This window comes from Sulfitobacter sp. W002, assembly GCF_025142135.1.
In the GTDB taxonomy this organism is placed as follows: Bacteria; Pseudomonadota; Alphaproteobacteria; order Rhodobacterales; family Rhodobacteraceae; genus Sulfitobacter; species Sulfitobacter profundi.
The window spans coordinates 1,518,983-1,541,016 of sequence record NZ_CP081126.1; the positions used below are offsets into that span (position 1 = coordinate 1,518,983).

Annotated in this window: 15 protein-coding genes; all 15 read right to left on the reverse strand. The window is 58.7% G+C overall.

Annotated elements, in window-relative coordinates; genetic code table 11:
- Positions 1 to 34: 34 nt before the first annotated feature.
- Positions 35 to 4,570: a hypothetical protein gene (locus K3758_RS07480; RefSeq protein ID WP_259949439.1), complete on the reverse strand. Its 4,536-nt coding sequence runs from the start codon at positions 4,568 to 4,570 to the stop codon at positions 35 to 37.
- On the reverse strand, positions 4,567 to 7,056 hold the full coding sequence (locus K3758_RS07485) for a hypothetical protein (RefSeq protein ID WP_259949441.1): 2,490 nt from the start codon (positions 7,054 to 7,056) through the stop codon (positions 4,567 to 4,569). Before K3758_RS07485 ends, K3758_RS07480 begins: the two co-directional genes overlap by 4 nt.
- Positions 7,056 to 9,860: a hypothetical protein gene (locus K3758_RS07490; protein WP_259949443.1), complete on the reverse strand. Its 2,805-nt coding sequence runs from the start codon at positions 9,858 to 9,860 to the stop codon at positions 7,056 to 7,058. The genes K3758_RS07485 and K3758_RS07490 overlap by 1 nt, the downstream gene beginning before the upstream one ends.
- Positions 9,857 to 12,007, reverse strand: coding sequence for a hypothetical protein (locus K3758_RS07495; protein WP_259949446.1), 2,151 nt, complete (start codon positions 12,005 to 12,007; stop codon positions 9,857 to 9,859). The genes K3758_RS07490 and K3758_RS07495 overlap by 4 nt, the downstream gene beginning before the upstream one ends.
- Positions 12,004 to 12,543, reverse strand: a complete 540-nt coding sequence (locus tag K3758_RS07500; protein ID WP_259949449.1) for a hypothetical protein — start codon at positions 12,541 to 12,543, stop codon at positions 12,004 to 12,006. Before K3758_RS07500 ends, K3758_RS07495 begins: the two co-directional genes overlap by 4 nt.
- Complete coding sequence (locus tag K3758_RS07505; protein ID WP_259949457.1) at positions 12,543 to 14,762, reverse strand: hypothetical protein; 2,220 nt, start codon at positions 14,760 to 14,762, stop codon at positions 12,543 to 12,545. Before K3758_RS07505 ends, K3758_RS07500 begins: the two co-directional genes overlap by 1 nt.
- Positions 14,759 to 15,355 (reverse strand): hypothetical protein, encoded by a 597-nt coding sequence (locus K3758_RS07510; RefSeq protein WP_259949459.1) that lies wholly within the window; start codon positions 15,353 to 15,355, stop codon positions 14,759 to 14,761. The genes K3758_RS07505 and K3758_RS07510 overlap by 4 nt, the downstream gene beginning before the upstream one ends.
- A gap of 62 nt (positions 15,356 to 15,417) precedes the next feature.
- The gene (locus K3758_RS07515; RefSeq protein WP_259949462.1) at positions 15,418 to 15,876 is read right to left on the reverse strand and encodes a hypothetical protein; all 459 of its coding nucleotides are present in this window, start codon (positions 15,874 to 15,876) and stop codon (positions 15,418 to 15,420) included.
- A gap of 68 nt (positions 15,877 to 15,944) precedes the next feature.
- On the reverse strand, positions 15,945 to 16,889 hold the full coding sequence (locus K3758_RS07520; protein WP_259949469.1) for a phage capsid protein: 945 nt from the start codon (positions 16,887 to 16,889) through the stop codon (positions 15,945 to 15,947).
- 253 nt (positions 16,890 to 17,142) lie between these two features.
- Entirely contained in the window at positions 17,143 to 17,571 is a 429-nt protein-coding gene (locus tag K3758_RS07525) for a hypothetical protein (protein ID WP_259949472.1), read from the reverse strand.
- 50 nt (positions 17,572 to 17,621) lie between these two features.
- Positions 17,622 to 18,638 carry a P63C domain-containing protein gene (locus K3758_RS07530; protein ID WP_259949474.1) on the reverse strand — a complete coding sequence of 339 codons (1,017 nt, stop codon included), beginning with the start codon at positions 18,636 to 18,638 and terminating at the stop codon, positions 17,622 to 17,624.
- 204 nt (positions 18,639 to 18,842) lie between these two features.
- Positions 18,843 to 19,874 (reverse strand): hypothetical protein, encoded by a 1,032-nt coding sequence (locus K3758_RS18355; protein WP_311201534.1) that lies wholly within the window; start codon positions 19,872 to 19,874, stop codon positions 18,843 to 18,845.
- A complete protein-coding gene (locus K3758_RS07540) occupies positions 19,864 to 20,214 on the reverse strand; it encodes a hypothetical protein (protein WP_259949476.1) in 351 nt (116 codons plus the stop codon). The genes K3758_RS18355 and K3758_RS07540 overlap by 11 nt, the downstream gene beginning before the upstream one ends.
- Complete coding sequence (locus tag K3758_RS07545) at positions 20,211 to 21,851, reverse strand: portal protein (protein WP_259949478.1); 1,641 nt, start codon at positions 21,849 to 21,851, stop codon at positions 20,211 to 20,213. The genes K3758_RS07540 and K3758_RS07545 overlap by 4 nt, the downstream gene beginning before the upstream one ends.
- Complete coding sequence (locus K3758_RS07550; RefSeq protein WP_259949479.1) at positions 21,848 to 22,033, reverse strand: hypothetical protein; 186 nt, start codon at positions 22,031 to 22,033, stop codon at positions 21,848 to 21,850. The genes K3758_RS07545 and K3758_RS07550 overlap by 4 nt, the downstream gene beginning before the upstream one ends.
- Between the last annotated feature and the right edge of the window lies 1 nt (position 22,034).

The following is a 22,034-nucleotide window of genomic DNA, read 5'->3' on the forward strand; positions in this document are numbered from 1 at the left end:
CGGCTATCTGGGGTATATCTATCGGGTTCATCGATCACACCGGCGTCACGTTGCTGGTGCCTTCAAGGTCGTACCAGATGGACGTGGGGCCCGAGCTGATGGCGTAGTAGACCTTGTTCGTGTCGGTCGCGAAGACCATCTTGCCTTCCCGCTTGTCGGTCGTGTTGACCGCGTTCGCCGCATCGCCAAGCTCGGCCGTGGTCACCTTTTGGAACATCACCCCGCCCTGACCATCGGCTACGATCGAGCCATTGACCCGAAGCGCCCCTTGGAAATCCACATCGCCGTAGAATGTGATTGCCCCGTTGGAGCGCAGACGCAGCAGCGGGCTGCCCGATCCGTTGTCGCCAAGGTCGAGCAGGCGATCCCCGCTCGCGAACCACCCGCGCAGGATCGTGTGGAGATCGAACGCGCCATCACGAAGCGCCATGTACATCTGCCGATCCGCAAGGCCATCGGCTCGCCAATCCAACATGCCTATTCCTGCGGTGTAGGGGCGGAAGTTCCCCTCAGCCGGGTGGAACACGTCAGTCATGGTGGAGAGGCGAACCGCTCCCCGTGGCTCGACCAGAGGCGCGAGGGACACTGTGCTGTTGAGCTGCAATGCCTGATCGAAATAGATGCTGGCTTTCAGGGCGCTACCGGCCTCATCGGCATACATACCAACGCCATCGCCATCATCCCGCGCAGACGGCCCGCAGATGAACACGCCGCCACGGGCGGATTGTAGGCTATCGCCAGCATCCCACCGCCAAGACTTCGCCTCGGCATATGTGTTCCCCATAATGGTCAGGTCACGCGCTGCACCGACATGAGCGATCACGGGGCTGAGTGTGTTCAGGGTGACGCCCTCAAGACGGATTGCCCGCATGGGAGCGCCGCTGACCTCAAGCGCCGGGATATATCGTTCCATCACAAATGGCATATCGTCCGATGCCTGATCTACTGCCATCAGGTGATCCAGCCCGCCGATAGCGCAGTCACGCAAAACGGTATGGGATGAGCCACCTTGGCCGGGGATCGTGATGATGTGGGAATTTGCCGAGATGCCGCTGGTGTCTGCCACGGTGAAGATCAGGAAAGCGCCGGTCTTGCCGGAGGGCGTTGCCACCGTGCTGTATGCCAGCGCGGTGTAAGCGTAATCAGTGCCGCCAACGAAGGTATCGCCATTGCTGATATTGATCGTGCCGTTCGCGGGGAAACGATGCGACTTGCTCCACCGGACATAAATCTCCGTCGCGGTCATATCGACAATGGGAAACAGGTCGCCGGAGCGGAAAAGGGCCCCCGACTGAATGTCGGTATTGATGATCTGGCCTTGCTCAGAGTTGGCGGTGACCGCTGTGAACCCATCATCGGGCGGCAGAAAGTCGAATAGCCCCGCATCGCCCCAATAGCCCGCGATCTGGCAATCCTGAATGTCGAGGCCCCAGCTATTCGTGGTGAAGAACCCGATGTCATACCGCGCCCAAGGACGAACGGTCGCATAGTCGGTGTAACCCAGCAGGCCATAGCTTTCTGCCACGCCGGGGCAGGAAGGGATGATTTTGATATTCCGCATGGACAGGCGTTCAAAGCTGTCCTCGACGGAGACCGCGACTTTCAACTCGCGCAAGGTTGCAGCGGTAGCTCCTACCGCATCGCCATTGGTCCCGTCGAACATGCGGGCAACCGTGATCGGGTTCAGGCTTGTGGGGTGCCGGTCGCCTACCGCGTTGGTCAGCGTGCGGTCAAAGCCGACATGGTACATAGGAGAGCAGAAATCGACGGCTTCCGCGATCCAATCGTCACCCATCGCCACGAACACGGCGGCGCTCTCCGAGAGGATAAGGGGATCAAACTCTGAATTGGTCGCGCCAGTCCTGAGATTGTTCACATGGCCGAGCCCGCGGTAGCGGACCCCGCGCTTCAACATCCACTTGTTGAAAAAATAGAGCCCCGGCTGGAATTCAAGATCGGGGTTGTAGGCTTTGGCGAAGTTGGTCGCATCTTTGATTGCCTCGTCTTGAGCAACCTTCACGCCGCGCTCGACGCCGAACCAACCCGCTTGCAAGGGGCCATCGTACATCCGAACCCATGCGCCCGTCGCATCATTGTCGGATGCCACATAAACGCCCTGGGCGGGATCATTTGCAATCTCGGTGCTGAAACCACCGGTCAGCCAAGCGAAGTCACCACTGCGATCCCCGTCAGCGAGGAACGCAACGCCTTCGGTCTTGACCGAGGCAGCCAGCGCCGCAACACTTTGGACCACTTGGGTTGCGATCGACGCCGCGCTTGCCGCCGCCTCTGCTGCCGAAACCCCTGCTGCGTCAGAGAATTTCTTAGCCTGCAAGGTAGCCGCGCCGCCGATCTGACCGCCTGTCAGTGTTCGATGCTCGGTGTCGATCGTCACGCGGACAGCATCAACCTCAGCAACATCAGAAGACGTGTAGAAATCGCCATCAAGGGGCCGCTCGCTTTCATAGAAGAAATGGAGAAGGCCACCTTCTTTGATAACGGTCGGTCGACCTGTTTGCGATGCCTCAGATGAAATCCCGCTGGCCTCATTCCCCGCGCGGGCCGTGATGAGGGTTTCGGCAACCTTGTGGATCTGGAAGGCCGCGCCGCCGAGCAGCTTCGCATCTTCCAGCTTTGCCATCAGGAGATAGACGCCGCCCATGGCTTGAACGCCGGTTCCGGTCGACAGCCGGTCGGTCGCCATGGCGTAGATGTATCCGTCCTCGCCAAGAGCGCAGGGGATCGGAGAGCGGTTGAGGAACGTGATGTCATATCCGGCAGGCACAACAATTGGAGACTGCCCGCCCAGCGTTGCACCGCGATCCTCAGACCACCAGAAGTTGGGAAGCTCGGTGTCTGAATTTTGCGTGCGCAGGAAGCCGAACAGAAAATTGGTGTCATAGGGGTTCGATGCAACCGATGGCTCCGTCAGGACGCCGCCCGCATCCCCCGATGTGCGCAGAAATTCCAGCTTCTTTGTCAGGGTTTGCGGTTTGGATACGCCGGTTGGCATCTCGACCAAGCACTTGATGTTCCCCGAAACGGCGATGATAGGAAGCCGCTCGTCATGCGTGATGCCCTGAATGATCGTCACGCTTGTCAGGCCGCTGATATTGGCGAGCAATGCATCTTCCAAAGACAGGGTGCCACCATCAAACAGCATCGGCTCAAACCCGCTGGTAGGCATTTGCAGGGTGACGATCCGAGTGCTGGTTTCGGTGCTGGAAGCATTGCTCGCCGCCGTAATCGCACACAAATTATGGCTGCCGTCATACGAGATCGTGCGGCTCCCTAGAATGTCGGCAACCGGAATGCCGCCCACCCCAGAGGAAGCCCCGTCTGGAATGGTGAACTTGAGGACATTCATCGTGACCGGATCGAGCGCCCAATCGAGCGATGGCACACCATGATTTTTAAAGCCGACACGCACCCTATTGCTGCCCGCGACAGTGCTGACCGTCACCTCGGCTTGCGCCTCGACAAACGGCTGGATTTTAGAGAACCACTGCACCTTATCGCCCTCGGGCGCGCGTCCCTGGCCGATGAAGTTTGTGCGGCCGCCATTCCACCAACTTGCGGTCGGGTAGTAGGAATGCCGGATGATGTCGTCAGGGGTTTCTTCGACCTTTGGATACCAAGTCTTGCCGCTATCCGTGGAGCGGTATTGCACAAGGTTCAGATCGTTTTCGAGGTAGCCCGAAGCCACCTGAATTTCCAAGCTACGCCCGCGCGGGTCATAGTGGCCGTTGCCCTGAAATTGCGTTTGGATGGGCGAGCCGCCTTTGGGCAGCGCCTCGGAAGACATGGAGATAAGACCGGGCTGGGGGTAGCTGATCCCGGTGCTTTCTATCTCAAAGGAGCCGGAGCGATACCGGCCGGATGGCATGTAATCCACAAGGACGTTCATGCCGAACAGGTCGATCTCTGCGCCATCCGCAGCCAGCCCTTCAAGCAACAGCCTGTTGGCTGCTGCGTCCAAAGGAGAGATCAAAGACGGCAGGTCCACCCGGGACACGAGGTTGTCGGAGAACTCATCAATCTTGCTCGCCGCTTCCTGCGCAATAGCAGCGTTCTCTTGCGCAATCGCAGCGTTTGGCTGCGCATCACTGATATCCGTTTCGCTGGGTCCAGAGCGAAAGGCTCCTGCTTTCCAAACGATGACATGTCCATCTTCTGGAGTGACCGGTGAAGTTTCCCCGTCCAGGCGTACCGTTCGTTTGCCGGCCGAGGTCAGATCCTGAACCGCTTCAGCCAGCCAATCCAATTGGGCTTCGAGCCCTTTTTCTCGTGCTGATTGGCCGAGCCAACCTTGCTCGACGTCAGTTGCCCTACGAATATAGAGCGTCCCGGTGTCATAGTCCGCCGCCGCTTGGTTGGTCAGTGTAATTTCACCAGTAGACAAGCTCTCAGCAGGCGAGACGATGTATTCGCTCTCAAGCAGCTCAACCCGGTTACCATTGAGCACCGCCGCGACAACCAGAGTGCCCTCTTTGTAAGGGTGTGTGATTTGATATGGACCTACACCATCGATGGGATAGCTGGGGCTGGGAGAAAAAGCTTCGCGCGTCATTGGCCACCTATGGCGTTGGAGAGGTCAGGGGCGCGAGAAGGGGCAGGTGTACCGCGGGCCCACCAAGAGGTGTTGCCACGGTTTTTGATCTGGTTTTGCTCGGCGCGACGCATCTGCGCCTCCGCTTCCGGATCCAGCATCATTTGGATTTGATCGAAAACCAGCCGGTCAAAAGCCACGCGGCTGGGCCAAAGGCTCGAAGCCACAGGCGTGTTGTAGCGCAGGAAGTTTGCCACATCGCGACCGAATTTGGTGTCCTTCCCTTCGACAGCGAGGTTGAAGTTAGAAGCAGGAATGCGTGCTGCGTCACCGATTAAGCCAACAACAGGACCAGCTATTGTTTGCGCCAATCCGCCGCCGAAACGATTTTTCTCTGCGAATGCAAAATCACCGAATATGCCAAGACCGCCCCCTTGCATTTGGGCCGCGAACCAAAACTTCGGTGTATCCATCGGCTGCGGATCCCGGCCTTTGACCATTTCCTTCAGTTGCACTGCCAACGCGCCCATGATCAATGTGGATGCGGCCATGGTCACAAGGTAAGCTGCCTTGGTCTGAGGTGTGGGCAGAGCGTTGAAAAGATGGATTTGCCCCATGGTCAGGGACAGCGCGTAGTTTTTGAAGCCGATGGTTGAGCGCAGGAATTCACCCCCGAGCGTCCCTGGGCGGCTATCGTTGATGAAAGCGGCCGTCGCCCGCATCCGTTTAGAGGGGACAAACAATTCCACTTGGTCTTGGATCGACGCTTGAAGCCGCAGGGCCAGACCTTCGGCTTCGCCGCGGGGCAAGGTGGTTTGGTGTTCCAGCCACCAGAAAGGTGTGAGGAAATCGCCCTTTCCCTCATCGAAGAGGGCCGCAGGGTCGGACAGGTGCTGCCAATCTCGGGCTGTGATGCCGTGACGCTCCAGCTGCTTGCGGATCATCACGTCGAGATCGTCAAAGCCACGCCCGACATTGTCGGCGAGGTGGCCAGCGTTTTCCATCTGTACCGCCAAGCGCATGCCGTCGGTCCAGCGGCTGAGGCCCGACGCTCGGATGGTGAAGCCTGAAAGGCGCGATGCCCAGTCGTTAGCTACTTCGTCATTTGTGAGACGGGCAGAGCTCGACATCATCGACAACAGCGTCTCGGCGGTAAAACCCATGCGCGCCGCCGACTTTCGCGTGCTGTTGGCGAAGACCATTGAGACGGCATTTCCAAGCATGTTGGCCGGGTTGCGCCCCATGGCGACGGAGCCTGCTGTCAGCGTGGCTAGATCGCTCACAGCCGATACAACGGCCGAGCCCAGCTTAGTGGACACGTTGACGTGTCGCACGGTCGACATGGCGCGGCCCCAGAACTCGCTTTCCGCCTGGTTAATGGCGCCGGTGGCGTGGTTCATCAGAACCCGCGCGCGCTTCGCGCTTTCATCGACTTTCTGTTTCAGCTTTGGATTGCCGCTGAAGCTCACGCGTTTTTGCAGCGTCTGGATGGCAAACTCCATGCCGGCGTTTGGACTAGGCCCAAAGACTTTCATCAGTGAAATGTCGCGTGCCAAGGCGTCCATCCCGCCGACGAGCGCGGTGAAGGGGTCCGTGGTGCCGAACAGCTCGTTGTAGTCCATCCAGGCATCGCCGTCGTTGAAATGCAGCAGGCGGGGCTCGGCGTTCTTGTTGTAGAGTGCCTTGCCGCCGAAGCTCATGCTCGGTTCTCGGCTTGCCCAGCCATTACTCGTGATGTTGGCATATACCCGCTTCAGGAAGGCTTCGGCCTCGGCACGGTAAGGGCGGGCGCCTTTGGTCACGGCAAAAGGTTTACCCGTCGACAGATCGGTGATCCTGCTCCAGTCAAGCCGATCATAGATTGCATCCTTCCAGGCCTCGAACCCGGCGTCCTCGATCTTGCGGGCATCGTGGCTGTGGCGTGCACCGTGGTCAGCGATCTCGCCAATGTCTCCGCCATGGGCATTGAAGGTCTGACGCAGCCAAGTTTTTACTTTTCTGATCGCTTCAGCGAATTCCTTGGCATTGGCACTCTCGGTCGATTGATCATGCAGCTCCCGCATCACATCCCGCATCAGAGCAGGGTCTTTGCTGCGACCGGTTACCCCAACGCCAGCCTTTTCCAAGAACTCCCGCATGTCATGCCGCATTCGGGCTTGAATGGCCTCCTGAATAAAGCGGATATTCTCACCCTTAAAACCGCTGCTCGGGGTGGTTTCGAACATGTCGAGAATGGCTTTGGAGGGATCGTTCGCCTCGGTCAGCAGTACCTTGATCCGTTGCAGTGTTTGCAACTGGTTCAAGACCATATGTCTGCGTGAGCGGCGGGCCTTTGAAGTTGCCTCTTTCAAATCGGCCCGCGCGCTCACCTCAGCCTGGTGGCGTGGCATCGCCTGTTCATACCGAGCCACCAGCTGATCGAATTCCGAGGCCGCGGCCTCGGCGTGTTCCTTGTTCAGTTCGCCTGCTTCAACGGCGCGCGCCAAGCAATCATGGATGTTCGCCATCAGGCCGCCCCTTTCATTGTGCAAAGATCGATGATCGTCTCCAGGGCCTCGTCCTGATCGAGATCATCGAGCACCTGTCGGGTTGAAAACGTGGTGCCATCGGCCATCGGGATCGCGAGGTCGTCCCCGGCTGCAACATCATCCGCCAAGGCGCGGATGTCCGCAGCCGTCTGGCGGTCGTTGGCTGTCTGTTCGGTGCGCTCTTTGAGGCCAGCGGCCAGAACGTCATCGGCCTCCTGAACCTCAGGCGATGACGCACCGTCGGCAAAGACATTTTCCGGGATCGCATCGCTGGGCATGTCGGCGGGGCGCGGAGGCGTGGCAGGTATGCGAGCTGAGCCGGTTTCGGTCAATTGACCGAAAGCGCGGCTGTCGATCGTCTTGAGAATATCCAGCACACCCACGGCATCATCGAACAACGCCGCATCGGTTTTGCCCACCTTCTGCGCTTCGGCAGCAAAACGGTCTAGGAACGCGGTGATCTTAGGGGCGGGGAGGGCACGGCCGTCAGGGTACATCATACGCACCAGAGCGGCGGTCAGAGGCGGCAGAGCCCCATCCAGTAGGTCAACGTCCGCCAGCAGTTCTTCAACCATCTGAGCAGAGGCTTTGTTGTCCCTCGTGGCGATCCGACGGGCATCGGCGATCGTGCGCATTGCCTCCATCAGAAATGGTGTCACGTCGAGCTCGTCGCGCAGGCGACCTTCTTGGACCGCGGAGCGCATGGAAGCCCAGCTCGGAGCCGCGCCTTCCAACGCATCCATCAGCCCGCGCAGATCACCAGCATTGGCCTCTGCAAAGCGTGCCAAAATATCTGGGGCATCAAAGGCACGCGCAAACATAGCCTGCCGAACTCTGGTGACACCTTCAGCGTTCAGCCGTCCAGCACCATCGACCAAAGCATTCCGCTCTGTCTGGGGTAGAGAGTTTAACACCCTCTGGGTGAACGGGGCATTGGCGCGCGCGGTCAGCGGCTGTGCCGGGTCGAATATCGCAACCGTCTCAGCATCGAGACTGCGCGCATCAACTGCGGCGCGTTCGGTCGCCGACATGCGGGCCGTCGCCGAGAAATTTGCTTGCCGCACGAAGTTCTGGCGCTGGCTGTCGGTCAGTTCTGAGCGGCGGCGGCCGACGAGAACTGGTTGCTCGACGCCTTCCGGAACATCAAAACCTGCCGCTTCGATTTCTTCAAGGTAGGCGGCGGCACGGTCAGGATACTGTTCGAACGCCCGCTGGATCGCCATCACCCGGCCGTTACCGCTCTCAACAATATTGTCAGGTCCGATGATGGGCGCGCCGCGATCCGCTTCCGGCGCCGGCATCAACCGGGCAGGGTCCAACGACGCGGCGATTTCGGACACCTGCTCGTCGCTCGACGCCCGCCCGCGATCGCGAGGCTGTAGATCGCCACTCGCGCGGGTCAGCGTGCTGGCATCAACGACCTCATAGTCGACATCGATGCGGAGATCCCGGCCGGCGGTGACTTGACCGGCTGAGGTATATCCCCGGCTTGTAGCATAGCTGGCGAAGTCGGTCGCCGGAGCATCGCCTGTTGCGGGCGTTGGCGGCGTGCTACGCGGTCCGCGGTAGCCTTCCCAAGCCTTTGTGCCTTGCTGGCGATAGATCCAAATGCCCAACTGATCCTGAAGTGCTTCATCCATCCGCTCGTCGCCGCGCAGACCGAGACCTTTTTTTGCCAAACGGAGGGTAGTTCCCACGATTTGATAGGCACCCATGGGTGTCGCGACACGACCGATCTGACCTTTGACCCATTGGCCGTATTCTCCGCGGACGTTGGAAAACTCAATTGCCTGATCAACTGTCATTTCGGTCAGTTTGATCTTAGCAAACCGGCCGCCGGAGCGGTTCTGATAGCCAAAAAGAGCATTGTAATCCCCGCCGCTTTCCCCTGCGAAAATGCCGTTCTTGATCGGCTCCCAGCCCGGCGGTGTATCGATGTAGCGGGGAGTGGTGGAGTTTGGTGGTGCCGTGTCAGCCGGCAATTCGCTGCCTTGTGAAAGCGCAGTCTCGGTTTCTTCCACCGATTGTGCATAGCGCAGCTGTGGTGCGTCGGCAGGGCGACGAAGCCCAGTTGTACGCTGGCGGTTCACTGTATAGCTAAGTGCATGGCCTCCCCCGACGAGAACGCCAGCGAAACCGGCACCGGTCAGACCGGCCATCCCGATCTGAGCAAGGGGCTGTGGCGGATCAATATCAAGCTGCTCTGCTACTTGTTGCTGCGTGGCGAGGGTCCGGGTCTCATCGAGCGCCGCTAACCCTCCTTCAACCAGCATCGTCGTTCCCAAGCGCGCGGAACCGGTAAGGCCGGTACCCAGCATGATTGCACCTTCGGGGGTCGTGACTTCCGCCCATAGGTCACCCACGAGTTCCGGCACAAAGCCGTTTGCCTGGGCAAGGACATCCTGAGCTTCTTGCAACTCCTCTTTGCGACGCCTATCCACCTCAGCGTCGAGTTCCTCGATCGAAGCGGGCAGATTTCCAAACTTCGGGTTGGCGGCTTTGGCCCTGTTAATACTTTCGAACAGGTTGTCGTGCCGATGCATTGGTGTTGGAATTCCAGCTTCGGTATCGGGCGCAACAATGTACTCGGTTGGAATTTGGCTGGTGATCTCTTCGACCACTGACTTTTCCATTTTTGCACGTTGGCCGTTGAGGTCTTTGCGGATGCGGGTTGCTTTGGTCTGCGCTTGAAGGCGTTCGTTAAAGGAAGGCGTGCCTTCGAACATCAGTTGATCGACTTGCTGCTGCTCTTCTTCGGAACGTTTCTTGAGGAAGAAGGTCATTGCTCATAACCGTTCAGAATTTCTGTGAGGCTGAATTCAAAAGGCAGGCCGGAGAGTGTGTCGGCAACTGTTCGGCCGTTATGCATAAGGCGGTACTCATCAGGCCCCACGGCCTTAAGGTGCATGTCTGCCAAGGCCTCAGGCCCAATGACCTCGCCATTGATGCCAGGTTGGCCGCCAGAACGGCTTGCTGCCTGCCAGATGGCATCGGCGCGTGCCTGTGCATCCGCGCCACCGATGAAATCCCTCGGTGGCAACGCACCGCCAGCTTGGGCCATTGCTGCAAATTCTGCATCCATCCTGTCGTAGACAGGGGATTTACGACCTTCCATATCGAACTGAAGTTGCGCCAGTGCGCGATTGACGCTGTCCGCGCTGGTGTTCATGGGCAACGGGGTGAGAGCGCCCCTGACGCTTTGCATCCCGCCCTTGGCGTTCGTCTGCCCGTACTTTCCAGTGCCGCCCATGACCTCATGGAGCGCTTGACGATAGATATCCTCATCAATGGCCGCCGTCGGGTCAGTGCGCCGTACGCGAGCAGCATAAAGCGCGTCAGCCGAAGCCCGAATTGCGGCTTCTGTTTGCTCCCCTTTTGGCTCGTCGGCGAAGTAACCCTGTAGTGCGACATGGGCGGCACTCGTACGATCGGCAACTGGGGGAAGCTTGACGTTTCCTGCCTCAATGACCTGCTGGCCTCGAAGCACCTCAGTTGCCAAAGTGGCTCGGCCGCCAGCGGCTTGGAGCCCGCCGATATGGCTCATTACCGGATCGTTGATCAGGTCGGATACGGTGACCGGGCTGTCCGCTGGCAAAGATTGCGTGAGCGCATAGGCCAGCGATGCGCGCGCAGACGGGTCATTCTCGATGGCCGCGACATCTTTGAGCGCCTCAAGTTCGGTTTCATCGAGATAGACGGGATCCCGAACGAAGCCTTTCTCGACCAGATCATCGGACATCTTGACGCGTGCCTGCAATCCCTTGGCATAGGCGGCCGGATCGCTCGGATCGAATTCCGGCAGGTCAGGAACAAAAAGACCGATGTCGCGCACATAGGCCACGGCATCCTTGCTCAGTTCAGTTTCAGCAAGCTTCAACCGATCCTTCAGCAGCTGCACACGCTCTGTCTGATACTTGTGCTTCACCGGGCGATTTTCTTCGCCAGCGATTGAGGCGCGCAGTTCGGCCGGCGTCATTTGTTGAAGTCGGGGCTGTTCGTTGGACAGGGATAGCTTCGCCATCGCTTTTGGGTGGTCTGGATGGTTCTTTGCCTCCTCACTGGCAAGCCAACGTTCATCGACCGATTTCATGCCACCGTCGCGAACATCGATGATCGCCTGAAGCCGCTCCCCAACCACTTTCTCTTGTTCTTTCGCGGCCTTTTCTGCGGCCGTCTGAGCAGCCGATGCGGCACGATCAATATTGCCCTGCGCCTGCACGCGATACCTAGCCTGAACATCAGCCGGGAGACCTGCAAAGTCACCATCGCCGCTAGATGCTAGGAACCCGTCCGGATCGCTCGCCACCATCTCGATCGCGCGTGCGTTGTCCATGTCTTGGGTAAGCCCGAGCTTGCGTCTCTCGCCTTCGGCGGCATCAATGACACCTGCCGCCACCATCTGGTCGATTTGCTCATAGCCTTGACCAAGCAATGTGGCACGCATGTCGGGATCTGCGGTCGCACCTTGTTGAGTGGCAGTCTGCGCATAACGTATAAACGTCGCTTCCTGCTGCGCCTGCCGCGCGCCGAGCGTTTGCTTGCCTAGAGAAAAGGCGTTTCGATTGTGCAGCTCATCGAAGGTAAGTCCGAATTTTTCAACATTTTTCGGGCTGACGCGGGGCCGACCGTCTTCGGTTTGACCTTCAAGGTAGCTCTGACGCAGAGCTCGGCTTCCCTGCCGCCACGCGGCTTCCGCTTGATCTGGATCCCCAATCTCCATGACCTCGAGGCGGAGGTTGTTCATTTCGCCCGTCAGATCAGTTTGGAACCGCTGCGCCTCGCGTGACAGGTAGTCGTTCTCCAGCGCCTCACCCACTGCGCGCATCTGGTCGCCGAACTGGGCAAGCATGGCACCACCCTTTGGCTCTTCGATGCGAACCCGCGCAGATCGACCTCCATCGCTACCTGCCTTGGGAACGGTGAGCGTCATGCCGCGAGCCCCGGCCAGTCATCTGGCTCCCGGTTCAGCCAAGTGCCGGCGGCTGAAAGCCCCCCCTTCAACAAGGCCATGCGGCCCCGCGCTTCCAAGGACCGCTGCTCGCCGGTCAGCTCCATCTGAGTTGCCTGGCCGGTCGAGCGGATGGCCTGCGACTGGAAGGACATTTCCTGTGCGGCGGATTGACCGAGCAGCACGGCCGTTGGGCTGTCGAGCTGCACCCCGCGACCTGCCAGTTCGGCAGCCTGCTGTGAAATCGCTGACGCAAAACGAACACGCTCACGCTGATCCTTCACGGCGTTCATCTGCTGTTCAGTTTTCTTTTGCTGCTCGATCAAAGCGACGTTTTGTTTTGCGGCTTTGTTGGTCGCATAACCCTGATAGAGAGAACCGCCAATCGACAGCAACGTACCGATCTGGGCGAGGCTTGCGCCTGTGGTCGCAGCGGTTGCCGCGCCGGCAGTCGCGCCAGCGGCGGTGGCACCACCTGCGCCAAAGACTGCCAACATCGGAGTGATAAAGTCACACATCAGGCGTTCGCCTCCTCAACATGGGGGATCACGGCCATGACGGTCATTGGTGCGCCGCCGGTGGGTTTGAACAGTAGGCTGACTTCGTCGGCATAGCCGGAGTTCGCTTCGAGGCGCATTACGCCGTCGTAGCCATTAACGAGGTCGGCGGCGACTTGTAGCGGCACCAGCTCCTCGGAACGGTTAACCGTATCGGGTTGGGCAAAATTGCGCTCGATGGTGCTGACGCGGCCTGCGGCAGTCTTGCGCAGGATGATCCCGCTTCCAGCATGCAGGCGCTTTTTTCGACCAATCGTGGAGCCGTCTCGCGCCGGAGCGGGGATATCAAGCAATTCGAACTCGTGGGTTTCATCCAGCAGGCCGATCGAGGCGCGGCTCACCTCTGCCTCCAATACGACTTCCCCCGAAGCGGGCACGTCATAAGGGCCATATTCACCTTTGTCAGTCCAAGCATGAACAGTTTCGCCTACCAGATGCGGGACCGAGAACGTGTCAGTGGCGGGATCGGACGTGAACTGGGAGGCCGCGAAGAAATGATTGGTTTCGGCAATGGGCTGGAACCCTGCAATGATGCCATAAATGACCGATTGCTCTTCGATCATCCGCACGGTCTGACCGTCGATCGTGCGACGGACTATCATGGTCAGGATATCGGTTTTGCTGTCTTCGCTGCTGGAAATTGAAAGGCTTTCGACGAAACCGCCTGCGAGCGAGCATCGAGCCCAGCCCAAGACCTGCTCATCCGGATCATAGAGCATCACTACCAGATCGCCGGAGCCTCGGCGGATCCATGCCAGACGCTGTGGGGAGGATTGCCAGACGATCTCTTCAAATCCCTTTGCGCCGAGGTGCTGCGAAGGAAGGGAAAGTTCGACAGGCTTGCCGCCGTCTTCCTCAAATGAATACCGGATTTCCTCAAGTCGAGCTCCGTCCTTCGTCACAAAGACGGGATACCCGTATGGTGTGATTGGCCTGACGGGGCGTGACCCGTCGGTCCCCTCCACTGATGTGTCGAAGGTGGTCGGACCAATCCGCTGGCCTGACGCGTTGGAAAACCCGCGAATAACTTCGCCCAGAGCCCCGATGTAGATGCCACGCCGGGCCCGGCGCAACCAAGTGCCTGAGTTCTGGGTGTCGCTGCCCGAGATCGTATAGGCGAAAGCTCCGTCCGCATCGATGCTCGGTTCGAAATCGTTAAAATCGCCCAGTGTCGAGGCCCAGATGCCCCGCGGCTCGGCAGTATTGAACGCGGCGAAGAAGCTTTGATCGAAGATCTCTACCGTACGCGGATAACCGTGACGGTCCGACCACGCGCCTTCCGACCAACGATACGTGGCCGAAGTGATGCATGGTTGCGGGATGGACTTGACGACATCGGCCGACGCGGAGTTTGCGTTCGCAACGGCGGTGACACGCACGATGCCCGAGGTGTCAGAGATGTGAAGCCAGCGCGTTCCTTTTTCTCTATCGACCAGCTGATCCCCTTCAGCGTGAATGGGAGGATTGACGCCGGTATCCGTCCCCGCGGTAAGCTCGTAGATGTTGTCGCCGTAGCGCATCAAATCCCCGACAGAAATCGCAGTGTTCCCTGTCCAGAGCGGCAATGCTGTGAAATCAACCGGTTTCAGCTGGATCAATACGCCAACCCAGCTCGCATCGAAAATGTTGCCCGTGCCGGCCAGAGTGATGCTGCCCGATGCAGCCGAACACTGGAGCGTTTTTGTCTCATCAAGGTTTTGTACCCGGAACGGGCCCGCGTCGTATTGGGCATCTTCGATGCTCCAGTCGTCGAGCGCGAAACGAGAAAGTTTCTGGATAGGTTGCACGCCGTCGGCGAGATAGATCACGTCGGCCGATTGCACCCACCACAAGTCGTCCAGCACGGCCTCTGAGTATGGCGTGACCAACTCGAACGGGCTGGCCCCATTCATTACCAGTTCACCATAGCGCCAGACGCGCATCCGAAGGTTGGTGAATTCCAGCGTTAAAGCGTCATTTTCGGCGAATTCAAAATTGATCAGGCGGGCTTTGGCATTGTTACGTGTATAACCAAGGAACTTGGTTCCCGGCGCACGGGTCGCGCCACCTTGTCGCAAGGGAATATAACCGTTGCAGCTTCGCAGGCCGGACTGGTTGCGTTGATAGTCCGGCCGGGAAAACAGCAGCGGTGAAATTTCACCTGAGGAAAAGGAATACTGAGGCGTGCGCGAGCGGGTCATCGGATCGCCTCGCTGGCCCAGTCGCCTTGCTCATCCATCCCATCCCAACGGGCATGGCTGGCAGAGACCGCGTCATTGTCGATGGCCTTGCGCAGCGCTGCTGCGCCGTCGGACACGAGGTCGGCACGTTTGGTGCGCGATGCGACGTAGGTTGGGGCCAGCAGGATGGCAAGTTGATAACTCACTGCCGTTTGGAAAAGGGCCGGGAGGCGTGTTTCGTTTGTAATCTGCCGCGTATAGCGGATCGCGATGTCCGCGGCGTTGTCGGTCAATAGATAGGGACCATCGATGCGCCATTTGATGGCTTTCTCACGAAGGCCACGCAGCTTGAGGCAATCTTTTGGTAGGACATGGAAATTCGGTAAGTCCGGATCAACAACTTCGCCTTCCGGCGTATTTGCGAGCTTGAGGAACGCGAACCGCCGCGCGAAGCTGAAATCTTCTTGTTCGAGACACGCATTCAAGGCGAGAGGATACTGTTCATTCGCATCGGTCGCTTTGGTCGATTGATCCCCGAGCGAGCTCGGCGCGGTCACTTCCATGAAGCGAAACGCTTGGCTGACGATAGTGGATGCCGCGTTGGGGGTGGCCATGCTGCGCCTCGATCAGAAGGGGCGGGGCGGCAAGAACCGCCCCGCGCAGGTGCGGTGCCAGATCAGGCGGTGATATAGTGGATCTGGAAGGGCATTGAGCCCGCCGCGGCCGCCGCGGCTTCAGCGTGCTTCCAGATGCCAATGTTGCCGCCCGGATCGGAAGCAAGGCCCAGCACTTCCCACAAGCGTTTGCCATGGTTGGTGTCGCCCTTGGCGATCGGGCTGATCGTATTGCCGGCAGACTTAAGCACATCGACCAGAGCATCGGTGTCACTTTCAGTGCCGATCACAATCTGCGCAAAGCCATCATTCTCGACATCGAAGAATGTGTCGGGATGCAGGATGCAGGAGGACGGCAGGTCGACAAGATGATACTGGCTGAGGGTGCTGTCAGTCGCGAGATTGGCCACGGTGCCTGTCGCGATCACCAGGCGGCCGCGGGCCTGCACTGGATCTGGGGGGTAGGCGTCCATGTCGAAATAGTCGTGGATCAGGTCTGAGGTGGATTTGACAACGGCCATTTTGCGTTTCCTTTGTCAGAATTTTGGGTAAACGACAGGGCAGCGATCCCGCCCCGTCGGGATCAGGATCACTCTGCGCAACGAATGATGCGCACACCCACATCTTCCACCCGCACGCAGTCGATGTAGGCGTCGGTGTAGATATAGGGGAGGTTCTTGGCCGACGTGTCATTCCACATCCGGCCATCAACATCCTGCCAGACGCCCGCCACCACGTTTTCCTTGGACCAGATTGGGATCAGACGGTTGCCGCTGCTGTCCTTCGGCACCCGGTTGGAGAACAACCAGTTCACACCCAGCAACTGGCCCGGTTTGCCGTTCCGAATATTGTCGACCTCAAACGGGTTGAGGCTCTTACCGGTTTCGATTGCGAGGTTAATTAAGTCCGTCTTCTGCTTCGGCGTGATCAGGCCGAAGATTTCGTCGTCGGTTTCTAGACCGAAGTCTTCCAGTTCCATGGCTTCGCACGCGCTGCGGATTTTCAGCAGGCTAAGGCCAAGGGGAGTGCCTGGAGTGTCGAGGTCGGCAGCAACATAGTTGCCAGTGGCCAGCGAGGTTGGCGTACCGCCTGGACGCTTGCCCTCGACCGCGCGCCCCATGATACCACCGCCCAAGGCTTGAAAACCGGCGCTGGTTTTCTTCACGCCGAGAATGCGATCGAAGACACCGCGCTCGACGGTCTTGACTGAGCCGCGTACCAGCGGCGAAGTGGGATCCATCGCCGCGTCGAACTTGGTTTCCTTGTCGATGTATTCACCGTCCTCGATGACAGTGGGACGGATCAGCCAGCGACGGCTGCGCGGTGTGGGATTGTCTGGGTTGCGGCGGGAATAGTCCTCACCCTCGATGTAGTCTTTCTTGCCAAGCAGGTCGGCGACGTCCTGCGCCTCGCCTGTAGCCGACACCATGGTCACCGCCGCGCGAAGCGGGTTCTGCATCTGCTGCGCGACCATCTTGATGTTGTTGGAATAGGTGAGCTTGTGGTGGGCTTCCACCAATTGAGCGTAGGACATGCAGCCCTCTCCTTCGAAAAATCAACGTTGCTTTGGTGAGTTTTCGGAGGGGCCGCCCGGTATATCCGGACCCGACCTGGGCGTAACGCCGCATCAGCGCAGGGGCTTGTCCCTGATCAGACGGACAACGCATATGCGATGCCACCCGTCGTGCGTAAATGTCATCGCGATTTTCGGAGTTCTGTCAAGGTAAAACGCATAATGTGCCCCGAATTTGCGGCCGGGGCACATGTCGTGGTGTCTTGCACTTCTGTCAGATAACACCGCTCAAGATCGCGGCTTTCACCGCCACTGTTCCCTTCACGAAAAGGAAAATGGTAGATATCGCAGCCGCAATTGCCAGAATGTGCAGCGAACGCTTTAGCCAAACGAAAAGCCCCTGTCTCGCTTCGTTGAGATTTACATGTGTTGCGAGTGTTGCGTAGTGAGTGAGGTAGGCAAGGGCTATGCCGATCACCCCCGCTGCGGTTCCGTATGCAAAGAGAACTATGGCGTCAGCTATACCCACAATTACATCGATATAAGATTTATCTGCTTTTGCAATTGATGCCACGAACCCGAGCACCGCGATCGCTGCACCACCATTGATCAATATTGCGCTCCGCAAAAAGATGTTCGACGTATCGATTATCTTTTCATTGAGATGCCGCCAAATTTCAGTGCTTGCCTTCTCTTCGGACATCGGTGCCCCCCTTCTCAATTTCTTAATCAATCTTGGCGCAAAAGGTCTGCTCAGGTGCCGTCCCCGAGGTCGTTGAGCATGTCCCACTGGTGTCCAAATGGAACCGCTTCAGGAAATGCCCGGTAGAATGCGCGCTCAAACTGGACACGATCCCTTGCAGCTGACCCGATACCGATCACCTGCCACAGATGCTGCCTCAGCGCATCAATGCCTACCTCATCCGTCAAAAACTGATAGAGCTTATAACGCCGTGAACCGCCAGCGTAGATCACTGGGTTCTTTTCATCCAGCATTTCGAGGATGCCGCCACGACTATGGGCAAGCGGGAAATATACAAATTTTCGAATGAAATGGCCAAAGAACTGAGGATGGCGGGAGGATTTTGGATCTTTACGCCGAAGGCCATACAAACCATAGATCATATCGAAAAATTTGCTGGGATATTCGTCACTCCATTGCTGAACTTCTTCGGCAATGAAGTTTTGAAAGAGCTGTCTGTATTCGTCTTTACGCTTGTCGACATACCCAACTGCTTCGTCAACAAGCGCAATGATCCCAATTTTTGCGCACGAACGAACGATCAGTTCAGCTTGCAGTGCAAGAAACGTTTGAGAGGTATGTAAACGCCCTTCGTTTTTGGCGACGATAAGCGCGTCGCAAACTTCTATGAGATCTTCAACGCTGTAACCATCGACAAAATCATGGGTCAATCCTTTGAAATGGATTGGGTTTTCAATCCTATTTACCAGTTTTTCCGGCAATCCGGATCGTATGCCTTTCCGCGTCATAGTGCGCATGAATGCGTTGCCCCCTTCGGATTTTAGACCGAGGGCTGCCGCCATACCTTTTTTGCTGATCAGTCGGCGTTCATCGTTCAGACGGTACACATCAAGGGGGATATCGCCAATCTTTAACATCCCGTCGCTTATGGCTTCGGGCATACGCTCGGGGTCTTTGAACTTGGCCCACCTCGCGCGAGCCGCAGCTTTGGCGATATCGCTTCTCTGAGCCGGTGTGAGTTTTGCAGCTCGGGCCTTGCCACCCGCTGCGCCTACGTCCTTCGTCATAGTCTAGCCTCCATGCTTGCATAGAGGCACTTAAACATGCTTGCATTATGCTTGCAATGTCATTCGAACTAATGCTTGCGTTTGCAGGCGGAAATGTTTTGAGAGAAAATGGTGGCGGTAAGAAACCCGCCCCCATCCATTGGTTTAAGTTTTTCGCTGAAATCGACGTATTGCTTGTTGTCAATCATCGACCCCAAGCAATGGTCAACTAGCGGCGATTTTAGTCAAACGTTCAATCTGCGGTTTCAACCGGGCGATGGTCGCCGTGTCGCGCTTACTGGTAGCCTCAAAGTATTCGCCACCGGGGCTTTGCATCTTCGATAGCTCCGCGCGTGCCTCTGCTGGTGTGGTACTGAGCGACGTGCCGCCATTGCCCATCACCATCTGATCGTCGCCCATCATCTCGCCGATCGCGGCGAATATCCGCATCGTACCCGCATCGCCAATCTTGGGCTTCAGACTTTCGGCGAGGTTCTGCATCGCGGTCTGATCCAGCCCGGCTTTTTCGGCGATGACCGACGCGGCTTGGCTTGCCAGCGTGAGCTTGGCTTCGGTCTGTTGGCCCCAGTCCTTTTGCAGGTCGGCCATCATCTCGCTGTTGGCTTTGGCCAAATCGTCGGCAGAACCCTTGTCGAGGGCCATAATGTTCTCGGCGTAGAGACCGACCATCGCGTTGACTGCGTCGTTTGACATACCTTTCGCGAGGCCTAGCTCGCGCACCTTGCCTTCCAAGCCCTCATCCCACTTGGCATCCTTTGGCCAAGCCTCTGGTTTTTTGATATCGTATTTGTCAGCACTTTCCGGAATTCCGAAGATGTCAGCATTGGATTTCATCCAGTCGGTGACGCTTTCGTCCTTTCCGGGTTTGGTGAGCAGCTGATCCGCCGGCTTGCCAAGTTTCGTCTGGGCAGATTTCTCCATCTTGGCCAGTTTGATCACAGCGTCCAAAGGATCGTCGACGGTTAGTCCGGTGGCTTCAAGCATGTCCCGATGGTCTTTGAACTTGTCACCCTCCCACCATTTTGTCGTGCCGCCGTCGCCCCCGGTCAGCGTATCGTTGCCGCCGCCGGCCAGAGTATCAGCTCCGGCCCCGCCGTTCACGGTGTCATCACCTGCGCCGCCGGAAACAGTATCGTCGCCCGTGCCGGCACCACCACCTTCACCGCCAGCGCCACCACCGGCGTCGCCTTCGGGCGCAAAACAGATCAGGGGTTTGAGAAAAAAGTTAACGTACATCGAGGCTCTCCATAAGTTGGCTCAATTCGTGGTGGGAAATATTGCCCTGTGCCAGCAGCAGCAGGGCGAGGTCGCGCCGTCCAGCATCATAGGCCAGACGGTAAGGGTCGATGGGGGTTGGCTGGGGGTAGCCATCCACCATGTCGATCGGCTGCAAGGCCATCAGGCCCGATTGGCGGATCAAGTCTTCGGCAAGCTCCGGATCGCGCGCAAACGCGCGGCGCCAGCGCTGTGCAACGATGCTGGCGGCATTGTCGGCCGCCGCCGCGCCGGCAGGGTCAACCTCAGGGCTCGGCCCGCCAAAGAAACTGCGGATGATGGGGAGACGTTGCCAGATCATTGGATCCCTCCGTTACCGAGCGTGACGCCCAGGTCCTTCGCAACACCACCGGCGGCTTCTGCCATCTGCATCTGCTCCGCTTGCTGCTCCTTCTCTGCACGTGCCTTGGCGATTTCGTCGGCGTCCTCGCGCGAGCGCAGAATGCGTGCCGGCAGTGACGGGCTGGCGTCGTGCAGGGCTTCGGCAATGGCATCGGGCTCCAAGCGGTCGACATAGCGCGGGTTCAGCTGGGCGAGGGGGCCAAGATCGCCGATAAATTGGCGGATCGCGGTGCCTTCACGCGCCCGCATCGCCATTGCAGCGGCGGACTGGTAGCGCACGCGCAGGGGCAAGCCGCTGGCTTCAGGAGGCGGGGGCGGCAGTTGACCAGCGCGCCACAGCAGGCGGAACCGCCGCTCGAATTTCCGCGCCGCGTATTCCTCCATGATGCGATCGGCATGCGGGGCCCAGTTGCGCAGCCGTGCCTCTTCCATGATCCGAGTTTCTTCCTCGGTGACGCCGGTTCGGCCTGAGAGCGACATCACCGCATAGTGAAACGCTTCCTTCACCGCCTCGGTCTTGGCGCGCTTTTCTTCAATCGTGAGGCCGATGTTGCCAGCCTGTTCGAGGTTGCGGATCAGCGGATTGCCCCGCATGTCCACCGCGCCGTAGACGACCGATCCAGGGCGGAAGGTCCCGTTCAACGGCACCGCCTGACGGTCTGGTGCAAGCCGTGTGGGGTCTGCGGCCTGCTGGGCCGCTCGGATCGTTGCGCCATCCATCAAATTGACCATGCGTGCGGAGGGCAGGGCGATCATGCCGGGCCCCGTGCCGTAGGTCATCCCGCTGTCGACATCCCACCGGGGGTAATAGGCTGGCATGTCATCGTGCCCAGCCATCTTGACGAGAGAGCGCCCTTCTTCGCAGGCCGTGATGCTCAACCAAGGCTTGCCGCGCGGTCCGAGCTTGCCTTTGACGAACTGGTCGTTTTTGAGGATGTGGTAGTAGAACGTCACATCGTCGGAACTGCCTCTGTCCGCCATCTCGTTGATCTTGTCGGGCAGCATCTTGGCACCATACTCCCGAACGGCCGCACGCGGTTTCAGGGTGAACTTGCGCACCATCTCTACGACGCGGCCGTGGGCGTCTATCTCCACCACCACTTCAGCCAGTGACATCGTGACATCGATGAACTTGCGGTTGACGGTGTCGATCTGGTCATAGCCCGCCGCGTTACCGAAGCCCGCAAGGTCGGAATAGGCTTGGAAGGTCGCCCCATAGAACCCGGAGACCGCCGGGCTGAAGCTGGCCAACACGCGATTGGTCACCAGATCGTTCCATTCGGCCATGGGCCGCCATTGGTTCAATTCCTGATCGGGCGTCTCAAAGCCGCCCCAACGATTGGCCGGGTTCGTCAGCGCGGCATACATGCCCGCGGCAAAGCTGCCCAGAGCCATGATCGGTTCACTGGACAGCGGCTTCTCCTGCTGCCGCCGTTTGTGGTCATAAAGGCCGAAGCCGCCGCGTTGCGGCCGCATCAGGTTGGCAATGTCCTCCCAGTCCTGCTCGTGGCGGCTTCGGCTGCTTTTCAGCTCATCCCAACGCCGGATCGCCTCTTCGGCGCGGGGATCATTCTCGACTACGGTGTCCGGCTTCATGCTGTTTGACCCAGACGTGGGGTCGAGGGGATGCCGACGCTGCTGGTGAGGACGTTTGCCGCAGCGCCTGCGCGGCGTTTGCGCAGACGGGCCTCAATGTCGGCTTGCTGGGTGGCCTCACGGTTGTCAGCTGCCGCGATGCGCGGGGCTGCGATGCTCGGGGATTTCGGTGCAAAACACATG

Bases quoted from the DNA above. Each gene is read 5' to 3' on its own strand.
- K3758_RS07490 (WP_259949443.1), bottom strand. From the start codon at position 9,860: ATGACCTTCTTCCTCAAGAAACGTTCCGAAGAAGAGCAGCAGCAAGTC.
- K3758_RS07480 (WP_259949439.1), bottom strand. From the start codon at position 4,570: ATGACGCGCGAAGCTTTTTCTCCCAGCCCCAGCTATCCCATCGATGGT.
- K3758_RS07505 (WP_259949457.1), bottom strand. From the start codon at position 14,762: ATGACCCGCTCGCGCACGCCTCAGTATTCCTTTTCCTCAGGTGAAATT.
- K3758_RS07510 (WP_259949459.1), bottom strand. From the start codon at position 15,355: ATGGCCACCCCCAACGCGGCATCCACTATCGTCAGCCAAGCGTTTCGC.
- K3758_RS07495 (WP_259949446.1), bottom strand. From the start codon at position 12,007: ATGACGCTCACCGTTCCCAAGGCAGGTAGCGATGGAGGTCGATCTGCG.
- K3758_RS07540 (WP_259949476.1), bottom strand. From the start codon at position 20,214: ATGATCTGGCAACGTCTCCCCATCATCCGCAGTTTCTTTGGCGGGCCG.
- K3758_RS07515 (WP_259949462.1), bottom strand. From the start codon at position 15,876: ATGGCCGTTGTCAAATCCACCTCAGACCTGATCCACGACTATTTCGAC.
- K3758_RS07485 (WP_259949441.1), bottom strand. From the start codon at position 7,056: ATGGCGAACATCCATGATTGCTTGGCGCGCGCCGTTGAAGCAGGCGAA.
- K3758_RS07545 (WP_259949478.1), bottom strand. From the start codon at position 21,851: ATGAAGCCGGACACCGTAGTCGAGAATGATCCCCGCGCCGAAGAGGCG.
- K3758_RS07500 (WP_259949449.1), bottom strand. From the start codon at position 12,543: ATGTGTGACTTTATCACTCCGATGTTGGCAGTCTTTGGCGCAGGTGGT.
- K3758_RS07550 (WP_259949479.1), bottom strand. From the start codon at position 22,033: ATGTGTTTTGCACCGAAATCCCCGAGCATCGCAGCCCCGCGCATCGCG.
- K3758_RS07530 (WP_259949474.1), bottom strand. From the start codon at position 18,638: ATGACGAAGGACGTAGGCGCAGCGGGTGGCAAGGCCCGAGCTGCAAAA.
- K3758_RS07520 (WP_259949469.1), bottom strand. From the start codon at position 16,889: ATGTCCTACGCTCAATTGGTGGAAGCCCACCACAAGCTCACCTATTCC.
- K3758_RS07525 (WP_259949472.1), bottom strand. From the start codon at position 17,571: ATGTCCGAAGAGAAGGCAAGCACTGAAATTTGGCGGCATCTCAATGAA.
- K3758_RS18355 (WP_311201534.1), bottom strand. From the start codon at position 19,874: ATGTACGTTAACTTTTTTCTCAAACCCCTGATCTGTTTTGCGCCCGAA.